The organism is Streptomyces sp. NPDC050439 (assembly GCF_040655335.1).
In the GTDB taxonomy this organism is placed as follows: Bacteria; Actinomycetota; Actinomycetes; order Streptomycetales; family Streptomycetaceae; genus Streptomyces.
In genome coordinates this window covers 1486493-1507007 of sequence record NZ_JBFAJT010000001.1, presented here as the reverse complement: position 1 = coordinate 1507007, position 20515 = coordinate 1486493, and the positions used below count along the sequence as shown (strand labels likewise).

17 protein-coding genes and 1 pseudogene are annotated in these 20515 nt (G+C 73.0%); 7 read left to right on the top strand and 11 right to left on the bottom strand.

Annotation, left to right across the window (positions count from 1 at the left end; genetic code table 11):
- Nucleotides 1–3: 3 nt before the first annotated feature.
- Nucleotides 4–1179, bottom strand: coding sequence for a streptophobe family protein (locus AB0I66_RS06740; RefSeq protein WP_363206710.1), 1176 nt, complete (start codon nt 1177–1179; stop codon nt 4–6).
- Between the two features lie 297 nt (nt 1180–1476).
- Here AB0I66_RS06740 and AB0I66_RS06735 point away from each other — a divergent pair, with 297 nt between their 5' ends.
- The 3 genes from AB0I66_RS06735 to AB0I66_RS06725 all read left to right on the top strand — a co-directional run bounded on the left by AB0I66_RS06735 (nt 1477) and on the right by AB0I66_RS06725 (nt 6973).
- Entirely contained in the window at nt 1477–2607 is a 1131-nt protein-coding gene (locus AB0I66_RS06735; RefSeq protein ID WP_363206592.1) for a DUF6777 domain-containing protein, read from the top strand.
- Between the two features lie 134 nt (nt 2608–2741).
- On the top strand, nt 2742–3905 hold the full coding sequence (locus tag AB0I66_RS06730; RefSeq protein WP_363206591.1) for an exonuclease SbcCD subunit D: 1164 nt from the start codon (nt 2742–2744) through the stop codon (nt 3903–3905).
- On the top strand, nt 3902–6973 hold the full coding sequence (locus AB0I66_RS06725; protein WP_363206590.1) for an SMC family ATPase: 3072 nt from the start codon (nt 3902–3904) through the stop codon (nt 6971–6973). The genes AB0I66_RS06730 and AB0I66_RS06725 overlap by 4 nt, the downstream gene beginning before the upstream one ends.
- Nucleotides 6974–6991: 18 nt before the next feature.
- Here the strand turns inward: AB0I66_RS06725 and AB0I66_RS06720 are convergent, their stop codons facing one another.
- The gene (locus AB0I66_RS06720) at nt 6992–7438 is read right to left on the bottom strand and encodes an Lrp/AsnC family transcriptional regulator (protein ID WP_363206589.1); all 447 of its coding nucleotides are present in this window, start codon (nt 7436–7438) and stop codon (nt 6992–6994) included.
- A 94-nt stretch (nt 7439–7532) separates the two neighbouring features.
- Between AB0I66_RS06720 and AB0I66_RS06715 the strand changes: the two genes are divergently transcribed.
- Nucleotides 7533–8060, top strand: coding sequence for a rhodanese-like domain-containing protein (locus tag AB0I66_RS06715; RefSeq protein ID WP_363206588.1), 528 nt, complete (start codon nt 7533–7535; stop codon nt 8058–8060).
- A gap of 11 nt (nt 8061–8071) precedes the next feature.
- Here the strand turns inward: AB0I66_RS06715 and AB0I66_RS06710 are convergent, their stop codons facing one another.
- Both AB0I66_RS06710 and AB0I66_RS06705 read right to left on the bottom strand, forming a co-directional pair.
- Nucleotides 8072–9790 (bottom strand): DUF885 domain-containing protein, encoded by a 1719-nt coding sequence (locus AB0I66_RS06710; protein WP_363206587.1) that lies wholly within the window; start codon nt 9788–9790, stop codon nt 8072–8074.
- Between the two features lie 35 nt (nt 9791–9825).
- Nucleotides 9826–10338: an Lrp/AsnC family transcriptional regulator gene (locus tag AB0I66_RS06705; protein ID WP_363206586.1), complete on the bottom strand. Its 513-nt coding sequence runs from the start codon at nt 10336–10338 to the stop codon at nt 9826–9828.
- 60 nt (nt 10339–10398) lie between these two features.
- Between AB0I66_RS06705 and AB0I66_RS06700 the strand changes: the two genes are divergently transcribed.
- Nucleotides 10399–11640 carry a PLP-dependent transferase gene (locus tag AB0I66_RS06700; RefSeq protein ID WP_363206585.1) on the top strand — a complete coding sequence of 414 codons (1242 nt, stop codon included), beginning with the start codon at nt 10399–10401 and terminating at the stop codon, nt 11638–11640.
- On the opposite strand, the gene AB0I66_RS06695 is transcribed toward AB0I66_RS06700, so the two are convergent.
- Both AB0I66_RS06695 and AB0I66_RS06690 read right to left on the bottom strand, forming a co-directional pair.
- Entirely contained in the window at nt 11579–12994 is a 1416-nt protein-coding gene (locus AB0I66_RS06695; protein ID WP_363206584.1) for a GNAT family N-acetyltransferase, read from the bottom strand. The two genes, AB0I66_RS06700 and AB0I66_RS06695, sit on opposite strands and share 62 nt — an antisense overlap.
- 141 nt (nt 12995–13135) lie before the next feature.
- Entirely contained in the window at nt 13136–14719 is a 1584-nt protein-coding gene (locus AB0I66_RS06690) for an alkaline phosphatase D family protein (RefSeq protein ID WP_363206583.1), read from the bottom strand.
- Between the two features lie 202 nt (nt 14720–14921).
- Here AB0I66_RS06690 and AB0I66_RS06685 point away from each other — a divergent pair, with 202 nt between their 5' ends.
- A complete protein-coding gene (locus AB0I66_RS06685) occupies nt 14922–15332 on the top strand; it encodes a VOC family protein (RefSeq protein ID WP_363206582.1) in 411 nt (136 codons plus the stop codon).
- 22 nt (nt 15333–15354) lie between these two features.
- Here the strand turns inward: AB0I66_RS06685 and AB0I66_RS06680 are convergent, their stop codons facing one another.
- From AB0I66_RS06680 to AB0I66_RS06660, 5 genes are all read right to left on the bottom strand, one after another.
- Complete coding sequence (locus AB0I66_RS06680) at nt 15355–15612, bottom strand: hypothetical protein (RefSeq protein WP_363206581.1); 258 nt, start codon at nt 15610–15612, stop codon at nt 15355–15357.
- A gap of 14 nt (nt 15613–15626) precedes the next feature.
- Nucleotides 15627–15881, bottom strand: coding sequence for a hypothetical protein (locus AB0I66_RS06675; RefSeq protein ID WP_363206580.1), 255 nt, complete (start codon nt 15879–15881; stop codon nt 15627–15629).
- Nucleotides 15882–15915: 34 nt separating this feature from the next.
- Complete coding sequence (locus AB0I66_RS06670; protein WP_363206579.1) at nt 15916–17709, bottom strand: S8 family peptidase; 1794 nt, start codon at nt 17707–17709, stop codon at nt 15916–15918.
- Nucleotides 17710–17728: 19 nt separating this feature from the next.
- The gene (locus AB0I66_RS06665; protein ID WP_363206578.1) at nt 17729–18001 is read right to left on the bottom strand and encodes a hypothetical protein; all 273 of its coding nucleotides are present in this window, start codon (nt 17999–18001) and stop codon (nt 17729–17731) included.
- A 115-nt stretch (nt 18002–18116) separates the two neighbouring features.
- Nucleotides 18117–19559: a PLP-dependent aminotransferase family protein gene (locus tag AB0I66_RS06660; RefSeq protein WP_363206577.1), complete on the bottom strand. Its 1443-nt coding sequence runs from the start codon at nt 19557–19559 to the stop codon at nt 18117–18119.
- A 27-nt stretch (nt 19560–19586) separates the two neighbouring features.
- Between AB0I66_RS06660 and AB0I66_RS06655 the strand changes: the two are divergent.
- Nucleotides 19587–20498 (top strand): annotated as a pseudogene (locus AB0I66_RS06655) (EamA family transporter); the annotation flags it as partial.
- Nucleotides 20499–20515: the final 17 nt, after the last annotated feature.

The window sequence follows — 20515 nt, the reverse complement described above, 5'->3', positions numbered from 1 at the left end:
TACTCACTTCACCTCACCGCGTCGCCGCACCCCGCGCGCCAGCAAGCCGCCGATGAAACCGGACACCAGACCCCACGCCACGGCGAGGATCAGCGCGGTCCCCAGGTTCGGGTCCAGCTTCACCAGGCCCGACAGGCCGCCGCCCAGATCGCCGATGCCCAGGAGCGACAGCCCGTAGTGGGCGGACACGCGGGCGAGCAGGCAGACGGCGAGCACCGTCAGGGTCAGCGCCACCGCCATGTGCACGGCGTGCTGCCAGGCCCGCATCCGGGCCGGTGAACGCGCCGCCATGAGGAACGCGGCGCCGAGCACCAGGACCGCCGCGACCACCAGCAGCCACCACACCCGCCCGTCGTGCTCGGCGAGCGTCCGCAGGCTGAGCGTCGAGTCGGCCGGAGTGCGCAGTACGTCGCCCAGGGCGTTCGGCATCGGCAGCCCGAAAGGACCGTCCACGCGCCCCTCCCAGGACGCGCCGAGCCCGATGGTGAAGGCGAGCCAGACGAGGTTGGGAAGGCCGAGGAGCAGCACCGCGAACGTCTCGGCCGTGTGCCCCTTGGTCACCGCCACGACCACGCCGGCCACGAGCCCCAGGGCGACGTACGCGAGCAGCAGGACGACCATGGCGTGCGCCGCGGGACGCACCGACTCCTGGAAGCGCACCAGGCGGGCCGGGAGCGGCGCGCCGCGCGAGACCAGCAGCGCCACAAGCAGGACACCCGCGAGCCACAGCAGCCCGAAGAGGACGGTCAGCGGCACATCCGTCTCGAAGCCGACCTTGGGCGAGGCGTCAAGGAGATCGCCGATGTCGGCCGCGGGCCCCTCCCCGAGCGTGATCGTGAACCGGTGGCGCGCGAGCAGGCCGAGTCCGACGAGGAGCAGCACCCACAGCACGGCGAACCGAGCGGCCCAGCCCGCGAGTTCCCGGGTGTCGGCGACAGCCCTGTGCCGCAGCGGCCTGAGGAACCCGGCGCCCACCACCAGCGCCCCGGTGAGGGTGACCGAGAGGGGCAGCACGGAGAGCCCCGCGTTCGTCTCGGCGATCGCCCCCGCGTCGCCGGAGAGCCCTACGGAGCCGCCGACCGCCATCACGACGACGGCCGCGACGACCCTGGGGAACGCGCCGTCGGGCAGATCCGCGGCCCCGGCGGCCCACAGGCCGAGCGTGGCGACGACGGCCATGGCCACCAGCGCGGCGAGCACCGCGAGGAGGGCGTGGATCCAGCCGTGGGGGGCCCGCCGGTTCTCGGACGCGCGCTGCGCGCCTGCCTGCCCGGGCGGTGTCTGGTCGCTCACGTTGTCACGCTAAGCAGCGCCGCCGGGGTCCGCCCGTCGGGAGGGCCGACCGCGTCGGCTTGCGGGTCCCCGGGAGGCGGGACACACAATAGGCGCGTAACGGAATTAGGCGTACGGATCGAGTGAAAGCAAGTCTTACCGGGTCTGAGCGCCGTACATCCCCTACGCAGGGAAGAAGTGCTCGTGAGCGCCGAACCGCCGTCGTCAGGACGCCCCACAGGACCCCCGTCCGGCCCGCTCTCGGGCCCCTCAAGTGGGCCACCGAGCGGTCCACCGGAGCCTCCGGGCCCGCCGCCGGGTGGCGCGAGCCCCGAACCGGGACCCGGCGGGGGCGGCCCGGCACCGGACCGCCCCTGGTGGAAGTCGGCGCCGCGCGTGGCGGCGATCTCCCTGGCCCTCGTTGCCGCCGTGGTGCTGGCCGTCGTCCTCACCCGGCCGGACGGCTCATCGGAGTCCGGCGGCGAAGTGGCCCTCCAGCCCGCGGGGAAGCAGGGCCCCGATCCCTTCACCGAGTCGACGGCCCGGGACGACTCCACGCCGCCGTCCCCGAGCGCCCTGCCGAGCTCCTCGGCATCGGCCAACGTGACGCGCGGCGTCGACGGCGCCGCTCCCGGCCTCTACGGAGGGACGCGGAAGGTCGGTGCCTGCGATGTGGAGGAGCAGGTGGACGCGCTGGGCAAGGACCCGGCGAAGAACAAGGCGTTCGCCTCGGTCCTGGACATCGACGCGTCCGCCGTCCCCGCGTATCTGCGGGCCCTCACGCCCGTACAGCTGCGCATGGACACCCGTGTCACCAACCACGGCTACCGCGACGGCGCCCCGACCTCCTATCAGGCGGTGCTCCAGGCGGGGACGGCCGTGCTCGTGGACGACCGGGGCGTGCCCCGCGTGCGCTGCGCCTGCGGCAACCCCCTGCTGCCTCCCGTCGCGCAGAAGAGCACCCCGAAGCCGAAGGGTGACGCGTGGCCCGGCTACCGGTCCTCGAACGTCGTGGTCGTGGCGCCGGCCACCCAGGCCGTGAACGCCTTCGTCATGTACGACCCGGAGAGCGGCGACTGGTTCGAACGTGACAAGGGCGACACGGGTGCCGGTGACACGAAGACCGAACCGCCGGCGAATCAGCCGTCACCGTCCCCGTCCGAGTCGTCGTCCCCCTCGTCGAGCTCGCCCTCTTCGTCCCCTTCATCCTCTTCGCCCTCTTCCGTTCCCCCCACCTCCGATGAACCCTCCTCGCCGTCCGCCCCGCAGACGCCCTCCTCGGAGCAGGAGCAGCCGCCCGCGTCGCAGCCCGCGCAGCCGCCGTCCTCTCCGTGACAGATCGACGTTCGTGATGGAGCAGGTGCCGACAGGCGCTAGCGTGGTGGGTGCTGTCGGCGAGGCCCGTGCTGGGGCGGTGCTGGTTCCGGGGCGTAGGAGGGGAAAGCGAGCATGCGGGCCGGAGCGGCGTCTTGAGAATTCTGCACACGTCCGACTGGCATCTGGGCCGGGCGTTCCACCGCGTGAACATGCTCGGCGCCCAGGCCGAGTTCATCGGCCACCTCATCACCACGGCGCGTGAGCGCGAGGCGGACGCCGTCGTCGTGTCCGGCGACGTGTACGACAGGGCGGTACCGCCGCTCGCGGCCGTCGAGCTCTTCGACGACGCGCTGCACCGGCTCGCGGACCTGGGCGTCCCGACGGTGATGATCTCCGGCAACCACGACTCGGCGCGCCGCCTGGGCGTCGGCGCCGGGCTTATCGGCCGCGCGGGCATCCACCTGCGCACCGCGCCCGCCGCCTGCGCGGACCCGGTGGTCCTGGCCGACGACCACGGGGACGTGGCGTTCTACGGCCTTCCCTATCTCGAACCGGCCCTGGTCAAGGACGAGTTCGCGGTGCCGAGGGCCGGGCACGAGGCGGTGCTCGGCGCCGCCATGGACCGGGTCCGCGCCGACCTGGCCGCCCGGACGCCCGGCACCCGTTCCGTCGTCCTCGCCCACGCCTTCGTCACCGGAGGCGAGGCGAGCGACAGCGAGCGGGACATCACCGTCGGCGGGGTCGCCGCCGTGCCGTCGGGGGTCTTCGACGGCGTCGACTACGTGGCGCTGGGCCACCTGCACGGCAGCCAGGCCATCAGTGAGCGCGTGCGCTACTCGGGTTCTCCGTTGCCGTACTCGTTCTCCGAGTCCACGCACCGCAAGAGCATGTGGCTCGTGGACCTCGGACCCGCTGGGGAGATCGCGGCCGAGCGGATCGACTGCCCGGTGCCGCGCCCGCTCGCCCGTATCCGCGGCGACATCGAGACGCTGCTCGCCGACCCGGGGCTCGCCCGCCACGAGGACGCCTGGGTCGAGGCGACGCTCACCGACCCGGTGCGCCCCGACGACCCCATGGCCCGTGTCAGCGAGCGCTTCCCGCACACCCTCAGCCTCGTCTTCGACCCCGAACGCGCCCCCGAGGATCCGGACGTCTCCTACGCCCAGCGCCTGAAGGGCCGCAGTGACCAGCAGATCGCGGAGGACTTCGTGACCCATGTGCGGGGCGCGGGACCCGATGTACCCGAACAGACGGTGCTGCGGGCGGCGTTCGACACCGTCCGCGGCGACGACACCTTGCGCGAGGTGGCCCGATGAGGCTGCACCGGCTGAGGATCACCGCGTTCGGTCCCTTCGGCACCACCCAGGACATCGACTTCGACGACCTCTCCGCCGCCGGGCTCTTCCTGCTGCACGGACCGACCGGCGCGGGCAAGACGTCCGTCCTGGACGCCGTCTGCTACGGCCTGTACGGCTCGGTGCCCGGGCCACGGCAGGGCAGCGGTCAGGGCGTGACGCTGCGCAGCGACCACGCGCAGCCCGGTGTGCGGACGGAGGTGTGCCTCGAACTCACCGTCGCCGGACGCCGGTTGGAGGTCACGCGGCAGCCGCCGTGGGAGCGCCCGAAGAAGCGCGGCACCGGCACCACCATGGAGAAGGCGCAGAGCTGGCTCCGGGAGTACGCGGCCGGGGAAGCCGAAAGCGGTGCCGCGTGGAAGGACCTCAGCCGCTCCCACCAGGAGATCGGCGAGGAGATCACACAGCTGCTCGGCATGAGCAAGGAGCAGTTCTGCCAGGTGGTGCTGCTGCCCCAGGGCGACTTCGCGCGCTTCCTGCGGGCCGACGCCGAGGCCCGCGGCAAACTCCTCGGACGCCTCTTCGACACGCGCAGGTTCGCGGCGGTCGAGCAGCGTCTCGCCGAGCAGCGGCGCGAGGCCGAGGGTGCCGTGCGGGAAGGCGACAGGGAGCTCCTCGCCGACGCGCACCGGATGCAGCAGGCCGCCGGGGGCGGACTCGATGACGCCGAGTCGCCGCTGCCCGAGCTCTCGCCCGGCGACCCCGGGCTCGCCGATTCCGTGCTGACCTGGGCCGCCGTCGCCCGTACCAGCGCCCGCGAGCGCCACGCGGTCGCCGAGTGCGCGCTCATGGCCGCCGAGTCCGCGCAGGCCGCCGCGGGACGCCACTTGGACGACGTACGCGAACTCGACCGGCTGCAGACGCGGTTCGCCCAGGCGCGGGAGCGGGCCGAGGTGCTTCAGGAGCGGGCCGGGGAGCACCGGGAGCGGCTTGACCGGATGGAGCGTGCCCGCAAGGCCGAACGGGTCGCGCCCGCGCTCGGCCTGCGCCGCGCCACCGAGGAGGAACACCGCCGCGCGAGCGCCGACGAGACACGGGCGAGGGGGCAACTGCCCGCCGCGTTCGCCGACTCCGGCGCGGCGGGACTCGCCGCCGCCGCGCGCAAGGCCGCCGAAGAACTCGGCGGCCTCGAATCGGCCCGGCGCGCCGAGCGGCGCCTGGCCGAACTCGGCGCGCAGCGCACCTCCTTGGAGCGCGAGGAGCGCGCCGACGACGAGCTCCTCCGCGAGGCCGCGGGCTGGCTCGACGGCTGGGAGGCGACCAGGACCGCGCTCCAGGAGCGCATCGAATCCGCCCAGGAGGCGGCGACGCGCGCGGAGCACCTCGCGGGTCAACTGGAGCCCACGCAGGGCAGGTTGGATGCGGCGCGCCGCCGCGACCGGCTCACCGGGGCAGCGGCCGCCGCGCACGAGCGGACCCTCGCGGCCCGTGAGCGTGCCACCACGGCCCACGAACACTGGCTCGCCCTGAAGGAGCAGCGCCTCACCGGCATCGCGGCGGAACTGGCCGCCAATCTGGCCGACGGCGCCCCCTGCGCGGTCTGCGGCGCCACCGAACACCCCGCGCCCGCACCGCGGAGCGCAGGACATGTCGACCGCGCCACGGAGGAGTCGGCGCTCGCCGCCTACCGGCAGGCGGAGGAGGCGCGCACGCAGGAGGAGCGGCAGCTCGGCGAGGTGCGCGAGTCGTTGGCGGCGGCCACTGCCGCGGCCCTCGGGTCATCCGGCACGGAGACCGCCGAAGAGCCGGAGGCCGCATCCCAGGGGCCGTTCGTCGAACAACTCGCCGCACTCGTCGAGGAGTTGCGACGGGAGCACACCGAAGCCCGAAGCCGCGCCTCCGGGCTGCACGCCGCGAGGGAAGCGCTCGCCCAGGCCGAGCGCGAGCACGACCGCAGGGTCGCCGCACGGCAGGAGGCCGTCGTGCGGGCCGCGTCCCGCGCCACCCTGCGCGACTCCATGGAACGCGAACAAGGCGGCCTCGAAGCCGAGTTGACCCGCGCGCGGGGAGCCAGCGGCAGCGTCGCCGCGCGAGCCGCCCAGCTGGAGCGGCAGGCCGCGCTCCTGACCGAGGCCTCGGAGGCCGCGCGCAGCGCCGACGACACCGCCCAGCGCCTCAAGGACGCCGACGCGCGACTCGCCGACGCCGCCTTCCGCGCCGGGTTCGACACGCCGCAGGACGCGGCCGAAGCCCTGCTCGACGACGCGGGCCATCGCGCGCTGCAGCACCGTGTCGACGCGTGGCAGAACGAGGAGGCGGCCGTGCGGTCCCTCCTCGCCGAGCCGGACGCGGCCGCCGCCGCAGAGAAACCGCCGGCCGACCTCACGGCCGCCCAGGAAGCCGCCGAGCACGCCGACCAACGGGCCAGGGCGGCAGCCTCCGCGCTCGACGCGGCCACGCGACGGTGCGCCGAACTCGACCGGCTCTCCGAGCGGTCGGCCGCCGGAGCCCGGCGGCTCGCGCCACTGCGCGCCGACCACGACCGCGTGGCGCGCCTCGCGGGCCTCGCCGCGGGCACGTCGGCGGACAACGAACGCAAGATGCGCCTGGAGTCCTACGTCCTCGCGGCGCGGCTCGAACAGGTCGCCGCCGCGGCGACCGCGCGGCTGCGTCGCATGTCGTCGGGCCGCTACACCCTCGTCCACTCCGACGACCGTACGGGGCGCGGCCGTTCGGGCCTCGGGTTGCACGTGGTCGACGCGTGGACGGGTCGCGAACGCGACACGTCCACGCTCTCGGGCGGCGAGACCTTCTTCGCCTCGCTCGCCCTCGCGCTGGGCCTCGCGGACGTGGTCACCGACGAGGCGGGTGGCGTACGGCTCGACACGCTCTTCATCGACGAGGGCTTCGGCAGCCTCGACGACCAGACCCTCGACGAGGTGCTCGACGTCCTGGACTCCCTGCGTGAGCGGGACCGCAGCGTCGGCATCGTGAGCCACGTCGCGGACCTGCGGCGCCGTGTCCACGCGCAGCTGGAGGTCGAGAAGGGGCGCGCGGGGTCGGTCGTGCGGCAGCGCGGCGGGGCGTGAGCGAATCGGGCGCGCGGTTCAGCGGCCCAGCGGGCGCCTCGGCAGGGGAGAGGAGTAGACGATGCTGGTGGTCACCGAACCCAGCGCGCCGATCTTTCCCGCGACTTCCTCCAGGTGACCCATCGAGCGCGCGGCGACCTTGATCACGAAGCAGTCGTCGCCGGTGACGTGGTGCGCCTCCAGGATCTCGGGGGTCACCTCGACCAGGTCGTGGAACGGCTTGTAGTTGCCGTTCGGATAGCGAAGCCGCACGAACGCCAGGATCGGCAGGCCAAGACGCTCCGGGTCGACCACGGCCGCGTACCCCTGGATCACGCCCGCCTCCTCCAGGCGGCGGACCCGTTCGGTGACGGCGCTCGGGGACATGGCGACGGCACGTGCCAGCTCGGCGTAGCTGGCGCGGCCCTCGCGCTGGAGGACATCGAGGATGCGCCAGTCGGTGGCGTCCGTGGAATAACCGGTCATGCCTGAGAGGTAACAGGGGAATCCCCGGCCGATCAAGAGGTACGCCGGTGATCATCCCTTCTGGGCCGGTGGCTTCCCCCGTAGATTTCTGGCCATGAGCACAGTGACGCACACCGAGACGACGACCGGCTCCAGCACTCCGGACGCGGCGGCCGCCGCCCCGAACGCCGTCCTGCGGGTCCCTCCCGCGTCCCCGGCAGCGGCCGCCGCCCACTTCGGCGCGAGCCTCGCCTTCCACGCCGACGTGTCCGACGTCGCCTCGGCGCTGGCCGCCGACGGCGACCCCGGCTTCGTCGTGGTCGACTCCCGCTCGACGGCGTCCTGGGACCAGGGCCACATCCCCGGCGCGCTCCACCTGCCCACCGCGCTCATCCCCGAGCAGGCGGAGCAACTCCTCGACAGGTCCGTCCCGGTCGTCACGTACTGCTGGGGCCCCGGCTGCAACGGCGCGACCCGCGCCGCCCTCGCCCTCGCCCAACTCGGCTTCCAGGTCAAGGAGATGCTGGGCGGCTTCGAGTACTGGGCCCGCGAGGGCTTCGGGTACGAGACCTGGGAGGGCGCCGAACGACGTGCGCCCGACGCCCTGACGGCCCCGGTGGACGCGGAGGACTGCGGCTGCTGAGGCCGGGGCCTCTAGAGCGCGGACAATTCGTCCACCAGGTCGTCGAGCCCCAGAGACCCCTGCGACAGCGCGGCCATGTGCCACGCCTTCGCGTCGAACGCCTCGCCGTGCCGCCGCCGCGCGTTCTCACGGCCGAGCAGCCAGGCCCGCTCGCCCAGCTTGTAGCCGATGGCCTGGCCGGGGATGGAGAGATAGCGGGTCATCTCGCTCGCCACGTAATCCGTGGGCCGGCTGCAGTGCGCGTCGTAGAACTCCTGCGCGAGGTCGGGCGTCCAGCGCTCGCCCGGGCGGAAGGGCGAGTCCGCCGGGATCTCCAGCTCCAGGTGCATGCCGATGTCGACGATCACGCGCAGCGCCCGCATCATCTGCGCGTCCAGATAACCGAGCCTGCGCTCGGCGTCCTTGAGGAAGCCGAGCTCGTCCATCAGCCGCTCCGCGTACAGCGCCCAGCCCTCCGCGTTGGCGCTGACGATGCCGATGGTCGCCTGGTAGCGGGAGAGGTTCTCCGCGACGTGCGCCCACTGGGCGATCTGGAGGTGATGTCCGGGCACACCCTCGTGGTACCAGGTGGAGACCAGGTCGTATACGGGGAAGCGGGTCGCGCCCATCGTCGGCAGCCATGTGCGGCCGGGGCGCGAGAAGTCCTCCGACGGGCCCGAGTAGTACGGGGCGGCGGCGCCGCCCGGCGGGGCGATGTGGGACTCCACCTTCTTCACCCGCTCGGCGAGTTCGAAGTGCGTGCCGTTCAGCGCCTCGATCGCCTCGTCCATCAGCTCCTGGAGCCAGACCCGCACCTCCTCCACGCCCTCGATGTGCGTGCCGTGCTCGTCGAGATGGGCGAGCGCCACCCACGGCGTCCCGGCGCCGGGCAGGATCTTCTCGGCCTCGGCGCGCATCTCGCCGAGCAGCCGGTGGAACTCGGACCAGCCGTACGCGTACGCCTCGTCGAGGTCCAGGTCGGTGCCGTTGAAGTAGCGGGACCAGCGGGCGTAGCGCTCGCGGCCCACCGTCTCGGGGGCGCCCTCGATCGCGGGCGCGTAGACGTCGCGCATCCAGTCGCGCAGTGCCACGACCGAGGCGGTGGCGGCGCGGGCCGCGGCGTCCAGCTCGGCCCTGAGCGACGCGGGCCCGTCCGCGGCGAACTCCTCGAACCAGCCGCGGCCCTCGTCGCCGCCGGGTCCCGCCCACTCGCCGAGCTGCTCGACGAAGACGGCCGTCGGCCGGGGAGCCGCGAACAGCTTGCGCTCCAGGCCCAGTTCGAGTGACGCCCGATATCCCTCGTAGGCGGCGGGCACGGCACGCAGCCGTTCGGCGATCGCCGACCAGTCCTCGTCCGTCTCCATCGGCGTCATGGTGAAGATCTCGCGCACCGCGTGCGGAAACGTGTGCAGATTGCCGACCGCGCGCAGTCCCTCCTCGGCCTCGTGCATGGCGAGTTCGGCGGTGAGCCGCTCCCGGAGGAGCCGGGCGCACCGGCGTTCGGCGTCACTGTCGGCGCCGGGCCTGCGCTCCGCCTCGTCGAGCCGGGCGAGCGTCGTGCGGGCAAGGTCCGCGACGGCTTCCTGGCCCGCCGGTGAGGCGTCGGGGAGCTTGCTGTGGCTGGCCTTGACGCCGAGGAACGTGCCGTTGATTGGGTCGAGGACGATGAGCTGGTCGACGTAGGCGTCGGCGACCTGGCGAGGCAGCGGGCCGCCGCTCTCGTTCGTGTTCGGGATCTTCGTGTCTGACATGCGGACATCCTCGTACGCGGGACACGCCCCCGTCATCACGATTGGCCGGAGGTCTCCCCTTGGTCATCGCTCCCCGGACCCGGCGGAAGGAGCGGGCCGCACTCCCACTGCTGGAAGATCAACCGGGTTTCCACGCGCGCCACTTCGCGACGCGCCGTGAACTCGTCGAGAACGAGCCGCTGGAGGTCCGCCGTGTCGGCCACCGCCACATGGACCAGATAGTCGTCCGGGCCCGCGAGATGGAACACCGACCGGGACTCGGGCAGCGCCCTGATCCGATCGACGAACGGCCCGACGAGCTCACGCCGGTGCGGACGCACCTGCACGGAGAGCAGTGCCTCGAGGCCGCGCCCGAGTTTCGCCGGGTCGAGCCGCAGCTGATGTCCGAGAATCACCCCGGAGCGGCGCAATCGGGAGATACGGTCCAGGCAGGTCGACGGAGCGACGCCGACCTGGGCCGCGAGATCGCGGTAGGTGATCCGGGCATCGTTCTGCAGCAGCCGCAGGATGCGGAGATCCACCGGGTCGAGTACGACAGAATCAGCCACTTGCCGAACGTAGCACGGGGTTCAACCATCGGGCACCGGTCTTTGTTCAGGCTGTCCCGCATGGACACGAACACGGAAACCCCCGCACCCCGGGCCCTGGCCACCGAGGCCGTGCACGCCGGACGCGACGACCTCGCCGGCCTCGGCCTGCACGCCGCCCCGATCGACCTGTCCACCACGTACCCCTCGTACGACACCCGGGGCGAGGCCGCGCGCATCGACGCCTTCGCCGCCGACGGCGCCCTGGACGACGGCCCGCCCGTCTACGCCCGCCTCGCGAACCCCACCGTCGCCCGCTTCGAGACCGCCCTGGCCAGGCTGGAGGGCACCGAGAGCGCGGTGGCTTTCGCCAGCGGCATGGCGGCGCTGACCGCGGTCCTCCTGGCACGGGGAGCGGCGGGCCTGCGCCATGTCGTCGCGGTCCGCCCGCTGTACGGCTGCAGTGACCACCTCCTGACGGCGGGGCTCCTCGGCTCCGAGGTGACCTGGGTCGACCCCGCCGGGATCGCCGACGCGATACGCCCCGACACGGGCCTGGTGCTCGTCGAGTCGCCCGCCAACCCGACCCTGGCCGAACTCGATCTGCGCGCGGTGGCCCACGCCTGCGGGACGGTGCCGCTGCTCGCCGACAACACCTTCGCGACGCCTGTCCTCCAGCGGCCCGTCGAGAGCGGCGCACGGCTCGTGCTGCACAGCGCCACCAAGTACCTGGGCGGCCACGGCGACGTCCTTGGCGGAGTGGTCGCGTGCGACGAGGAGTTCGCGCGGCAGTTGCGGCAGGTGCGGTTCGCCACCGGCGGGGTGCTGCATCCGCTCGCGGGCTATCTGCTGCTGCGCGGGCTCGCCACGCTCCCGGTGCGGGTGCGTGCCGCCTCCGCGAACGCGGCGGAGCTCGCGCGGCGCCTGACCGCCGACCCGCGCGTGAGCCGGGTGCACTATCCGCGGCTCGGCGGCGCCATGGTCGCCTTCGAGGTCATCGGCGACCCGCACGAGGTGACCGCCGGGGTGCGGCTGATCACCCCGGCGGTCAGCCTCGGCAGCGTCGACACGCTCATCCAGCATCCGGCGTCCATCAGCCACCGTGTCGTGGACCCGGCGGACCGGCGCTCGTCGGGCGTGAGCGACAAGCTGCTGCGGCTCTCGGCCGGACTCGAGGACGTCGAGGACCTGTGGCAGGACCTCGACAACGCCCTCGGTCCCTGCCCGGCCGGTATCGGAGTATTGGCCGGAGCGCCGCGGGTCAGTGCCGCTCCGCCCGCCCCTGCGGCTGGTCGTACGGCAGTCGCGAACTCACCGGCGTAGCTTCGAGCCTGGCGGTGATCACCAGCGTGCCCTCCTCGATCTGGTAGTCGAGGGGCAGCCCGAGGCCGCGCATCGCGGCGACCATGCCCGTGTTGGACGCCTGCGTCACCGCGTACACGCTCTCGCAGCCCGCCTCGACCGCCATGGACACCAGGCGGCCGAGCAGTTCGCTGCCGATGCCGCGGCGCTGCCAGTCGTCCTCGACGAGCAGCGCGATCTCGGTCTCGTCCCCGTCCCAGAGGAGGTGGCCGATGCCGACGACGCGCCCGGACGCGGTCTGCACCGCCAGGGTGCGGCCGAACCGCGGGCTGAGCAGGTGGGTGAGATAGCGGTCGGCGTCCCGTACGGGGCCGTGGTACCGCATGCCGAGGGTGCGCTGCGAGCAGCGGTCGTGCATGGCCTTGGCCGCTTCGACGTCGGCGGTGTCGGCCCGGCGCACGGTGATGGAGTTGCCCTCGGCGAGGGTGAGCACGTCCTGGCTGTGCGGGATGCGCGGGCCGAGCCGGGTGTCGAGCTCGACCAGGGCACGCGCGCGGGCGAACTCGGTCGGCGTGAACGGCAGATAGGGCCGCTCCACGGTGATCACTTCCCCCTCGGGGGCCCGCAGTCGCAGCACCGTCCCTTCGAGCGCGCCCTCGACGGGGGCACCTTCGGCGGGCGCGTCGGCCCGCTGGCCGCCCGCGCCCTGCGGCTTCGCGGGCAGCGAACGGATGGTGCACCGGCCGAGCAACTGCCGAAGGGCGAGCGGGAGTTCGGCCGCGTCCAGGGCGGTGCGGGTGGCCAGGCCGAGGATGCGGGTGGGGGCGTCCACCAGGTCGTGGGCGTCCGCCCGCTCGATCCAGGTGCCCGAGCCGCCCGCCTGCGCGACGCCCCGGCTGATCCCCGCCGCGGGCAGCTCGGCGGGGGCGCGCAGCAGGAACTCGTCGACGGTGCCTTCGGCCAGCGGGTGCGCCTGGAGGCTCAGGATGTCGACCTTGTCGTGGGCAAGCGCCGTGCACAGGGCGGCGAGCGCGCCCGGCTCGTCCCGCACGGTGGTGCGCATCCGCCACAGGGTCGTCTCCCCTGTGGCCTCCTGCCCGGCGGTGTGCGGCCGGGCGTCGGTATCGTCCGCCGTCGGGGGCGCGTGGTTGTGGCGGCGTGCCCACCATGTGTGGAACCCGACCGTGGCGAGCAGCGCCACGGCCGAGATCACGAGCAGGGCGGGGCCGTCGGGGCCGTGCCCGATCATGTTCGCCACCGCGTCCGCCACGGCGACGGCCGTGAAGAGGGCGGCCAGTTCCACCAGGTCGCGCCGCCAGTGGTGCACGGGGCGGCCGTGTTTGGTTCGCGTCACATCAGACATGTCAGCACTCATGCAGTCACTGTGGAGGAAGGGTGTTGCGTGATCACGAACGTTTTGTGACTGATGAGTTAAGACGCCTTCTGTCCGTTTAGTTCAACTTTGGTCTTTACCGAAGTGCGGACGCGACCTTTCGTTGCGCGTTCGGGGGCAAAATCACTGCTGACCCACCCGTCCCGGCCGCAGCACCTTCGTGAACAGCACTCCGCCGCCCTCCTGGCGCAGCCGCACGGTCAGGTCCCCGCTGTGGCCGTCGATGTCGATCTCGCCGAAGTACTGCGGGGTCTCGGCCGGCGAGGTGTTGGAGCGGTTCGGCGCCTTGATGAAGCGCTGCTCGGCGCCGAACGTCTGGTCGAGCTTGAGGGCCTGGAAGCCGCCCGCCGCCAGCGGTCCCGACACGAACTCCCAGAACGGCGCGAAGTCCTTGAACGCCGCACGCGAGGGGTCGTAGTGCTGCGCCGACGTGTAGTGCACGTCGGTGGTCAGCCACACCGTTCCGGTGACCTTGCGGTGCTTGATGTGCCGCAGCAGTTCGGCGATCTGCAGCTCACGGCCCAGCGGCGCCCCGGGGTCGCCCTGCGCGACGGCCTCGAAGTTCGCCGAGCCGTCGGGCACGACGAGGCCCAGCGGCATGTCGGACGCGATGACCTTCCAGGTGGCACGCGAACGCGACAGCTCGCGCTTCAGCCACCGCAGTTGGCGGGCGCCCAGGATGCCGGTGGCGTCGTCGGGCTGCCGGCCCGGCGAGTTGGCGTTGCGGTAGGAGCGCATGTCCAGGACGAACACGTCGAGGAGCGGTCCGTGCCGCAGCACGCGGTACACCCGCCCGTCCTCGTCGCCCGGCGACAGCGTCGAGATGGGGTAGTACTCGCTGAACGCCCGCAGGGAACGTCCGGCGAGGACGTCCACGTTCTTCTCCGTGTAGCGGGCGTCGGTGAGGATCTGCCCCGGGTACCAGTTGTTGCGCACCTCGTGGTCGTCCCACTGGACGATGGAGGGCACCTGGGCGTTGAAGCGCCGCAGGTTCTCGTCGAGCAGGTTGTAGCGGAAGGCGCCGCGGAACTCCGCGAGCGACTCGGCGACCTTCGACTTCTCCTCCGTGGTCACGTTCCGCCACACGGTCCCGTCGGGCAGGGTGACGCTCGGCAGGATGGGCCCGTCGGCGTAGATGTTGTCGCCGCTGCACAGGAAGAAGTCCGGGTCCCTGCGGCGCATCTCGTCGAAGATGCGCCAGCCGCCCCGGTCCGGGTTGATGCCCCACCCCTGGCCGGCGATGTCCCCCGACCACAGGAAGCGCACGCCTTCCTTGCGGCCCTTCGGTGTCGTACGGAACGTGCCGGTGACCGGCTCTCCCGTGCGTCTGGGGTCGTCGGGGTCGGCCAGGGTCACGCGGTAGTGGATCTGCTCGCCCGCGGGCAGTCCGCGCAGCCGCGTCGTCCCGGTGAAGTCGGTGCCAGGACCCAGCACCGGGCCCTTCCAGCGGGTGGGGTTGCGGAACGACTCGGTGGCGGACGTCTCCACGATCATGCGGGCCGGACGGTCGGAACGTACCCACACCAGACCCGCGTGCGCCGTCACGTCACCGGCCTGCACACCCCACTCGGCCCGCGGGCGCCCCGACCTGGCGAACGCGGGGGCCGCCCCGGCGAGGGACGGCACGGCCAGCGCCGCCGGCACGGCGAGCGAGCCGCGCAGCACACTGCGGCGGCGTGGTGACGGGCTCGGCTGAGGGTGTGACATGGATGCGCCTCCAGTGACAGGTCCGACCAGTGTGCAGGGCAACAACTAGTGGTGCGCGGCGGCGCACACACAAACCACAAGTGAACAACTGCCCATGGGCACAAGGGAACCGGTGTGCGAAGGCCGCGTCGCCCGGATCTTCGGCTGGCTACGCTCGGCGGCAGCGGCGCGCGGCCGAGCGCGCCCCACCGAAGGGGGATCTGTGCCGGTCAACGGTCAGAGCCACATACGTATCGCCCGCCCGTCCCGCGACCTCGCGGCGGCGGAGCGCTTCTGGGTGGGGGGCCTCGGCCTGGACGTCGTATGGCGTTCGCAGGGCGGCGGTGTACCTGGTGAGCACGATCTGCTCATGGCGGGCTGGCCGGACGCCTCCTGGCATCTCGAACTCGTCCACGACGCCGACAAGCCGGTCCTGCCCCGCCCCACGGAGGAGGACCTGCTCGTCATCTACCTCGACGAGCAGGTCCCCGACAGCCTGGTGGCCCGCCTGGAGGCGCACGGCGGCACGCGCGTGCAGTCACCCAACCCGTACTGGAACGAGTGGGGCGTCACCGTCGAGGACCCCGACGGCTACCGCCTGGTGCTCTGCACGCGCGCGTGGGCCAACTCCTGATACGGCTGTTCCTACGTTCTCGTCACCTCGCGCTTCCGGCGTCCATGGCCCGGCCATCGGACGACCCGCGGGCCTCCTGCGGCTCCTCGCCCGGGCGGGCCACCTGACCGGCGTCGGCGAGCCTGACGAGTTCGGTAAGCCAGGCCGGGGCCTCCCCGCCGTCCGTGACGGGCCCGGCTTCGGCGGTGCCCGTGGCGTTTCGCGGCACGGCAAGCTGCTGGCCCGTGGCGGCGGTCGGCGCCGCGCCCGCGTCCTCCGCGATCGTGATGTGTACCTGCATGGCCGTCCCCTCGCCTAGTTGAGAACCGCGTACCGGCCTTCGAAGTTCATCTGGGTGCTGCCGACGTTCTTCACCGTCAGCCAGTACGTGACGGTCGTGGCCGAGGCGCGCTCCACCTCGGTCTCCCATTCGATCTGCGGGCTGCCGGTCTGCGGAGTCGTCGGCATGAAGTACCAGATGACGTGCCAGCCCTGTGGCCAGTTGAAGGTGAACCAGCGCCCGGTCTGCCCGGGGTTGAGTGTGCCGGTGAACTGCGTGCCTACGCGCATCGTCGTTTTCCTCTCAGCGTCCGAGAACCGCGAATCACCATCCGAGGACCGCGAACCGGGCCTCGAAGTCGACCGGGTCGGCCACGAGGTTGGTCACGTCGATCCAGTACGTCGCGTACGTGTCACTGGCCCGCTCGACCCGGACCTTCCAGCCGATCTGCGGGGCGCCGGTGCGCGGACTGGTCGGGACGACCGTCCACACCACGTGCCAGTGGGCGGGCCAGTTGAAGGTGAACCAGCGGCCGGTGCGGTGCCCGGCGAGGGTGCCCCGGAACTGGACGCCGACCCAGCTGCTCGTCTGGAGGGCCGCAGGGATGAGCTGGCGCAGATCGGGCCGCCTGCCGATGCGCTGGGTCGCCGGGCGGCCCGGCGCGTCCTGCTGCGGTGAGCCGGTGGCGCGCAGCAGCTGGCGGGCCCGCGAGGGCGACAGCGGGATACGGCCCGCCGCACGCAGGACGCCCTGTGTGCTCGCCACCGCCCCCACCACGATCGGCGAGGCGCTGGACGTGCCGCTGAACTGATCCGTGTACCAGAAGTCGCGGTCGGCGCCCGCCTGGAGGTCGCCGTACCCGGTGGTGGTCACCTCGCGCCCCCAGCCCTGGGCGTCCACGCAGGCACCGTAGTTGGAGAAGTCGAGCCGGGAGCGGTCCGGGCCGTGCTGACGGCCGTGGGTGCCGGGCGGCGGCGCCCCGGCACCGACGATCACGGCGCCCGCGTCCAGCGTGGTGCGCCGGAAGGGGTTGCGCCACCAGGCGGGGAAGCCGGCCCGCGGGGTGTCGTAGTCGGCGTGGTCCAGGTCCTCCGCGCCGTTGCCCGCGGCCTCGACGACGGTGATGCCCTTGTTCACGGCGTAACGGATGGCCAGATAGTCGTCCGGCCACCACTCGACGGCGATGTACCCGACCTGGCCGACGCCGGTCGCGTGCGGCCCCGCTCGATGGATCTCCAGCAGGATGATGTCTCCGGGACCGAGGCGGTCCGCGGCGTTGCGGATCGCCGTGGCCGTGGGGATGGAGAAGGCGGACGCGCTGGTGACGGCGTCGGGCGCGATCCCGGTGATCCCGAACGCGTTGACGTCGCCGCCGATCTCGCCGAGCACGGCGGTGCCGTGATCGGTGTCCGTGCTCCCGGTGCCCGAGACGATGCCGCCCTGGTTGAGGCGCAGGTCCTCGTGGGTGAAGCGCCAGCCCCACTCGCAGTCGATCACCCGGACGCCGGCGCCGCGCCCACCCGCGACGGTCCACGCGTACCGGGCGTCGACGCCTCCCGGAGCCGCGTCGAGGTAGCCCTGCCGGGCGGTGAAGTCCGGGGTCACGGGCGGCGCGTCGGCGCCCGTCGGCTGCATGTCGTTGAGCGGCGGCTGCTCCGCCTCCTCGCTCTCCTTCTTCGGGACGACCCGGGGGACGGCCAGGGCGGCGGCGGGCTTGACGTAGGCCCCCTCGACGGCGTCCGACGCGCGGAGCCGCTCGGCCAGCGCGTCCAACTGGTCCTCCGGCGCGTCGACATGGAAGAAGAGCGCCATCCGGTCGAGTATCTCCGGCGTGGCGTCGTCGGCCCCCGAAGCCTCCGGCAGCGGCCCCGCCTGGGCCCGCAGCCTCTCCTTGTCCACGCCGAACAGCGGCCTGATGGTGACGCCCTCCAGGGCCGCCACGGCATCGAGGCCGCTGACGGAGATGTCCGCCGCGGCACTCGCGCCGGTCTCGGTGATGCGTACCCCGGCGTCGGCGCGCGTGACGCACACCAGCTCGGAGCGTCCGAAGAGTGGTCCGATCTCTGGAGCCGGGCTGCTGTTCCCCCGGCTGTTGCCCGCACCTGATCGCTGTGGCACAGCTGACTCCTTCACCACGTCACGGAAGGTCCGCCGGTGGTTTCACATAGGCGGCCTCGACTGCCGGGTGGCCGCGCAGGGCCGTGGCGACGGCCTCGGCGTCCACGCCGGCGGGGACGGCGACCCGTTGCCATCCGACGAGGGCCGGGTCGTCGACACCGGGGTGCAGCGGCTCCGCCGTCACGCCGAACCACCGCCGCAGCAGGCTGCTGACGTCCAGCACCCCCGTGGTGCCCGCCGTCGCGGGACGCTGCGGGGTGCGGAGCCGGACGATGACTTCGGCCTCGGCCACAGGTCTGCTCCCCCCGGACTGCTCCGGCACCGCGTCCGAGCCGCTCGCTCGGGCCGCCGGGCCCGGACGACGGCGCTCGCGGTCACCGGGCCCGGCCGACCCTAATGACGTGCTGTCACCGGACCGTCCCGGTCGCGTCACCGTGCCGGTGGTCCGCCTCGGCGAGAAGCCGCACCCCTTCGGCGATCCGGGCAGGAGTGAGATGGGCGTAGCCGAGCACGAGACGTACGCCGGGGGCGTCGGCCGAGCCGTAGTCGCTCAGCGGGCGGACCGAGACCCCCGCCGCGGCCGCCCGCCGCAGGAAGTCGGCCTGTGAGCCCCGTTGCGGGGGCAGCCGGGCGATGACGTGCAGTCCGGCGGCGATGCCGGACACCTCCGTGCCGGGAAAGTGCTCGTCGAGGGCGGCGACGAGCGCGTCCCTGCGCTCCCGGTAGGCACGCTGACAGCGGCGCAACTGGCGGTCGTAGTCACCGCGTTCGACGAAACGCGCGAGGAGCGCCTGGTCGAGGGCCGGATTGCCCAGGTCCATCATGCGTTTGCGGGCGACGACCTCATCGGTCATCGACTCCGGTACGAGCAGCCAGCCGAGGCGGAGCCCCGGGGCGAGCGACTTGCTGACCGAGCCCGTGTAGGCGACGTGCCCGGGGTCGAGACCTTGCAGCGCGCCCACCGGGGCACGGTCGTAGCGGAAGTCCCCGTCGTAGTCGTCCTCGATGACCAGACCGTCCACGGCCCGCGCCCAGTCCAGGAGTTCGGCGCGCCGCCCGGCCGAATAGCCGATGCCCAGCGGGAACTGATGCGCGGGCGTGGTGACGACCGCCCGCAGGCCCCGCTCCCTCAGTACGCCGGTGACGACACCCTCCTCGTCGAGGGGCACCGGCACGGTGGCGACGTCCGCAGAGGCGAACAGCTCGCCGTGCTGCGGGCTTCCGGGGTCCTCGACGCCGACGGTGCGCACCTCGCGCGCGTGCAGCACGAAGCCCACCAGGGCCATGGCCTGCGCGACGCCGGAGCAGACGACGATCGCCTCGGGGTCCGCGACCACCCCCCGGCGGCGTACGAGCAGCTCTGCGAGGGCCGTACGCAGCCGGGGCAGGCCCCGCGGGTCCGGGTACCCGAGCGCGTGGTGGGGGAGTTCGGCCAGGACGCCGCGGTGCGCGGCCGCCCATGCGGCGCGCGGGAACAGGGACAGGTCGGGGGTGCCCGCGATGAAGTCCACGCGCGCGTGGACCTCACGCGGCGCCAGATCGCGCGCCCCCGGTGCGGCCTTCCGCGCGGCGCCGCCCACCCAGGTGCCCGCGCCACGGTCGCTGCGCAGATAGCCCTCGGCCGTCAACTGCTCGTACGCCTCCGTGACGAGCCCCCGGGACACGCCCAGGTCGGCGGCGAGCTCACGGCTGGAGGGCAGCCGCGTCCCCGACGCCAGGCGACCGGACCGCACCGCCTCGCGCAGCGCCGACTGCAGGCTGCGGCCACGACTGCGGGCGGGCGCGGCTGCGGCGGGGAGCAGCAGCTCCCAGGCGGCGGTCCCGGGCGCCCGGCCCGAACTCGTTGGCACCGGTATACGCCTCCTTGGTTCACCGGGATGGCGAAGTGGTCCCCGAAACGGTCCCGGAAGTGGACCTTAAACCGGTCCGCGTCCGTTCCTAACGTCGGGGACATGAACGCGAACCTGACACGCGGGTCCCTCCTCGCGGCCTTCGCCTGCCTCCTCGTGGGCGGTTCCTTCACCGCCAACAGCCTCCTCGGCGACTACCCGTACGCGGGAGGCCAGTTCCTGCGCTACGGCTTGGCCTGTCTGCTGCTCCTGCCGCTGCTCGGACGGGGCGGCACGGCGCCGCTCCGCCGCCTCACCGGCCGCCAGTGGGGGCGGCTCGCCGTGCTCGCCGCCGTCGGCATGGTCGGCTTCAACCTGGCGATCCTCGCCGCCGAACGCACGGCGGAACCCGCCGTACCGGGTGTCGTCGTAGGCTGCGCCCCGGTCGTCGTGGCGGTCATCGTGCCGCTCCTTGAGGGCCGTCAGCCACAACGCCTGGTGATGTACGGGGCGTTGATCGTGGCCGTCGGGGCCTTCACCGTGCAGGGGTGGGGCCGAACGGACGGGCTCGGCATCCTCTTCTCCGTGTGCGCCCTTGCGGGCGAGGTCGGCTTCGCGGTCCTCGCCGTCCCCGTGCTCCGCCCGCTCGGCCCGAAGCTGCTCTCCGCCACGGTCTGCGGGATCGCCGCCGCCGAGTCCGCCGTCATCGGTGCCGTGGTCGACGGCGGGAACTTCCTGCGGATGCCCGGCACCACCGAGGCGGCGGCCCTGCTGTGGCAGGCGGCGATCGTCACCGTCATCGGCTTCGTCTGCTGGTACTCGGGCATCCAGCGCATCGGCGCCGAACGGGCCACCCTCTTCTCCGGCCTCATTCCCGTGGCGGCGGCCTTCACCGCCCCCATGGTCGGCACCGGCACCTACGGAGTCCCGCAGGCCGTGGGCAGCGCACTCGTCGGCGCCGGGGTGGCCCTGGGCTC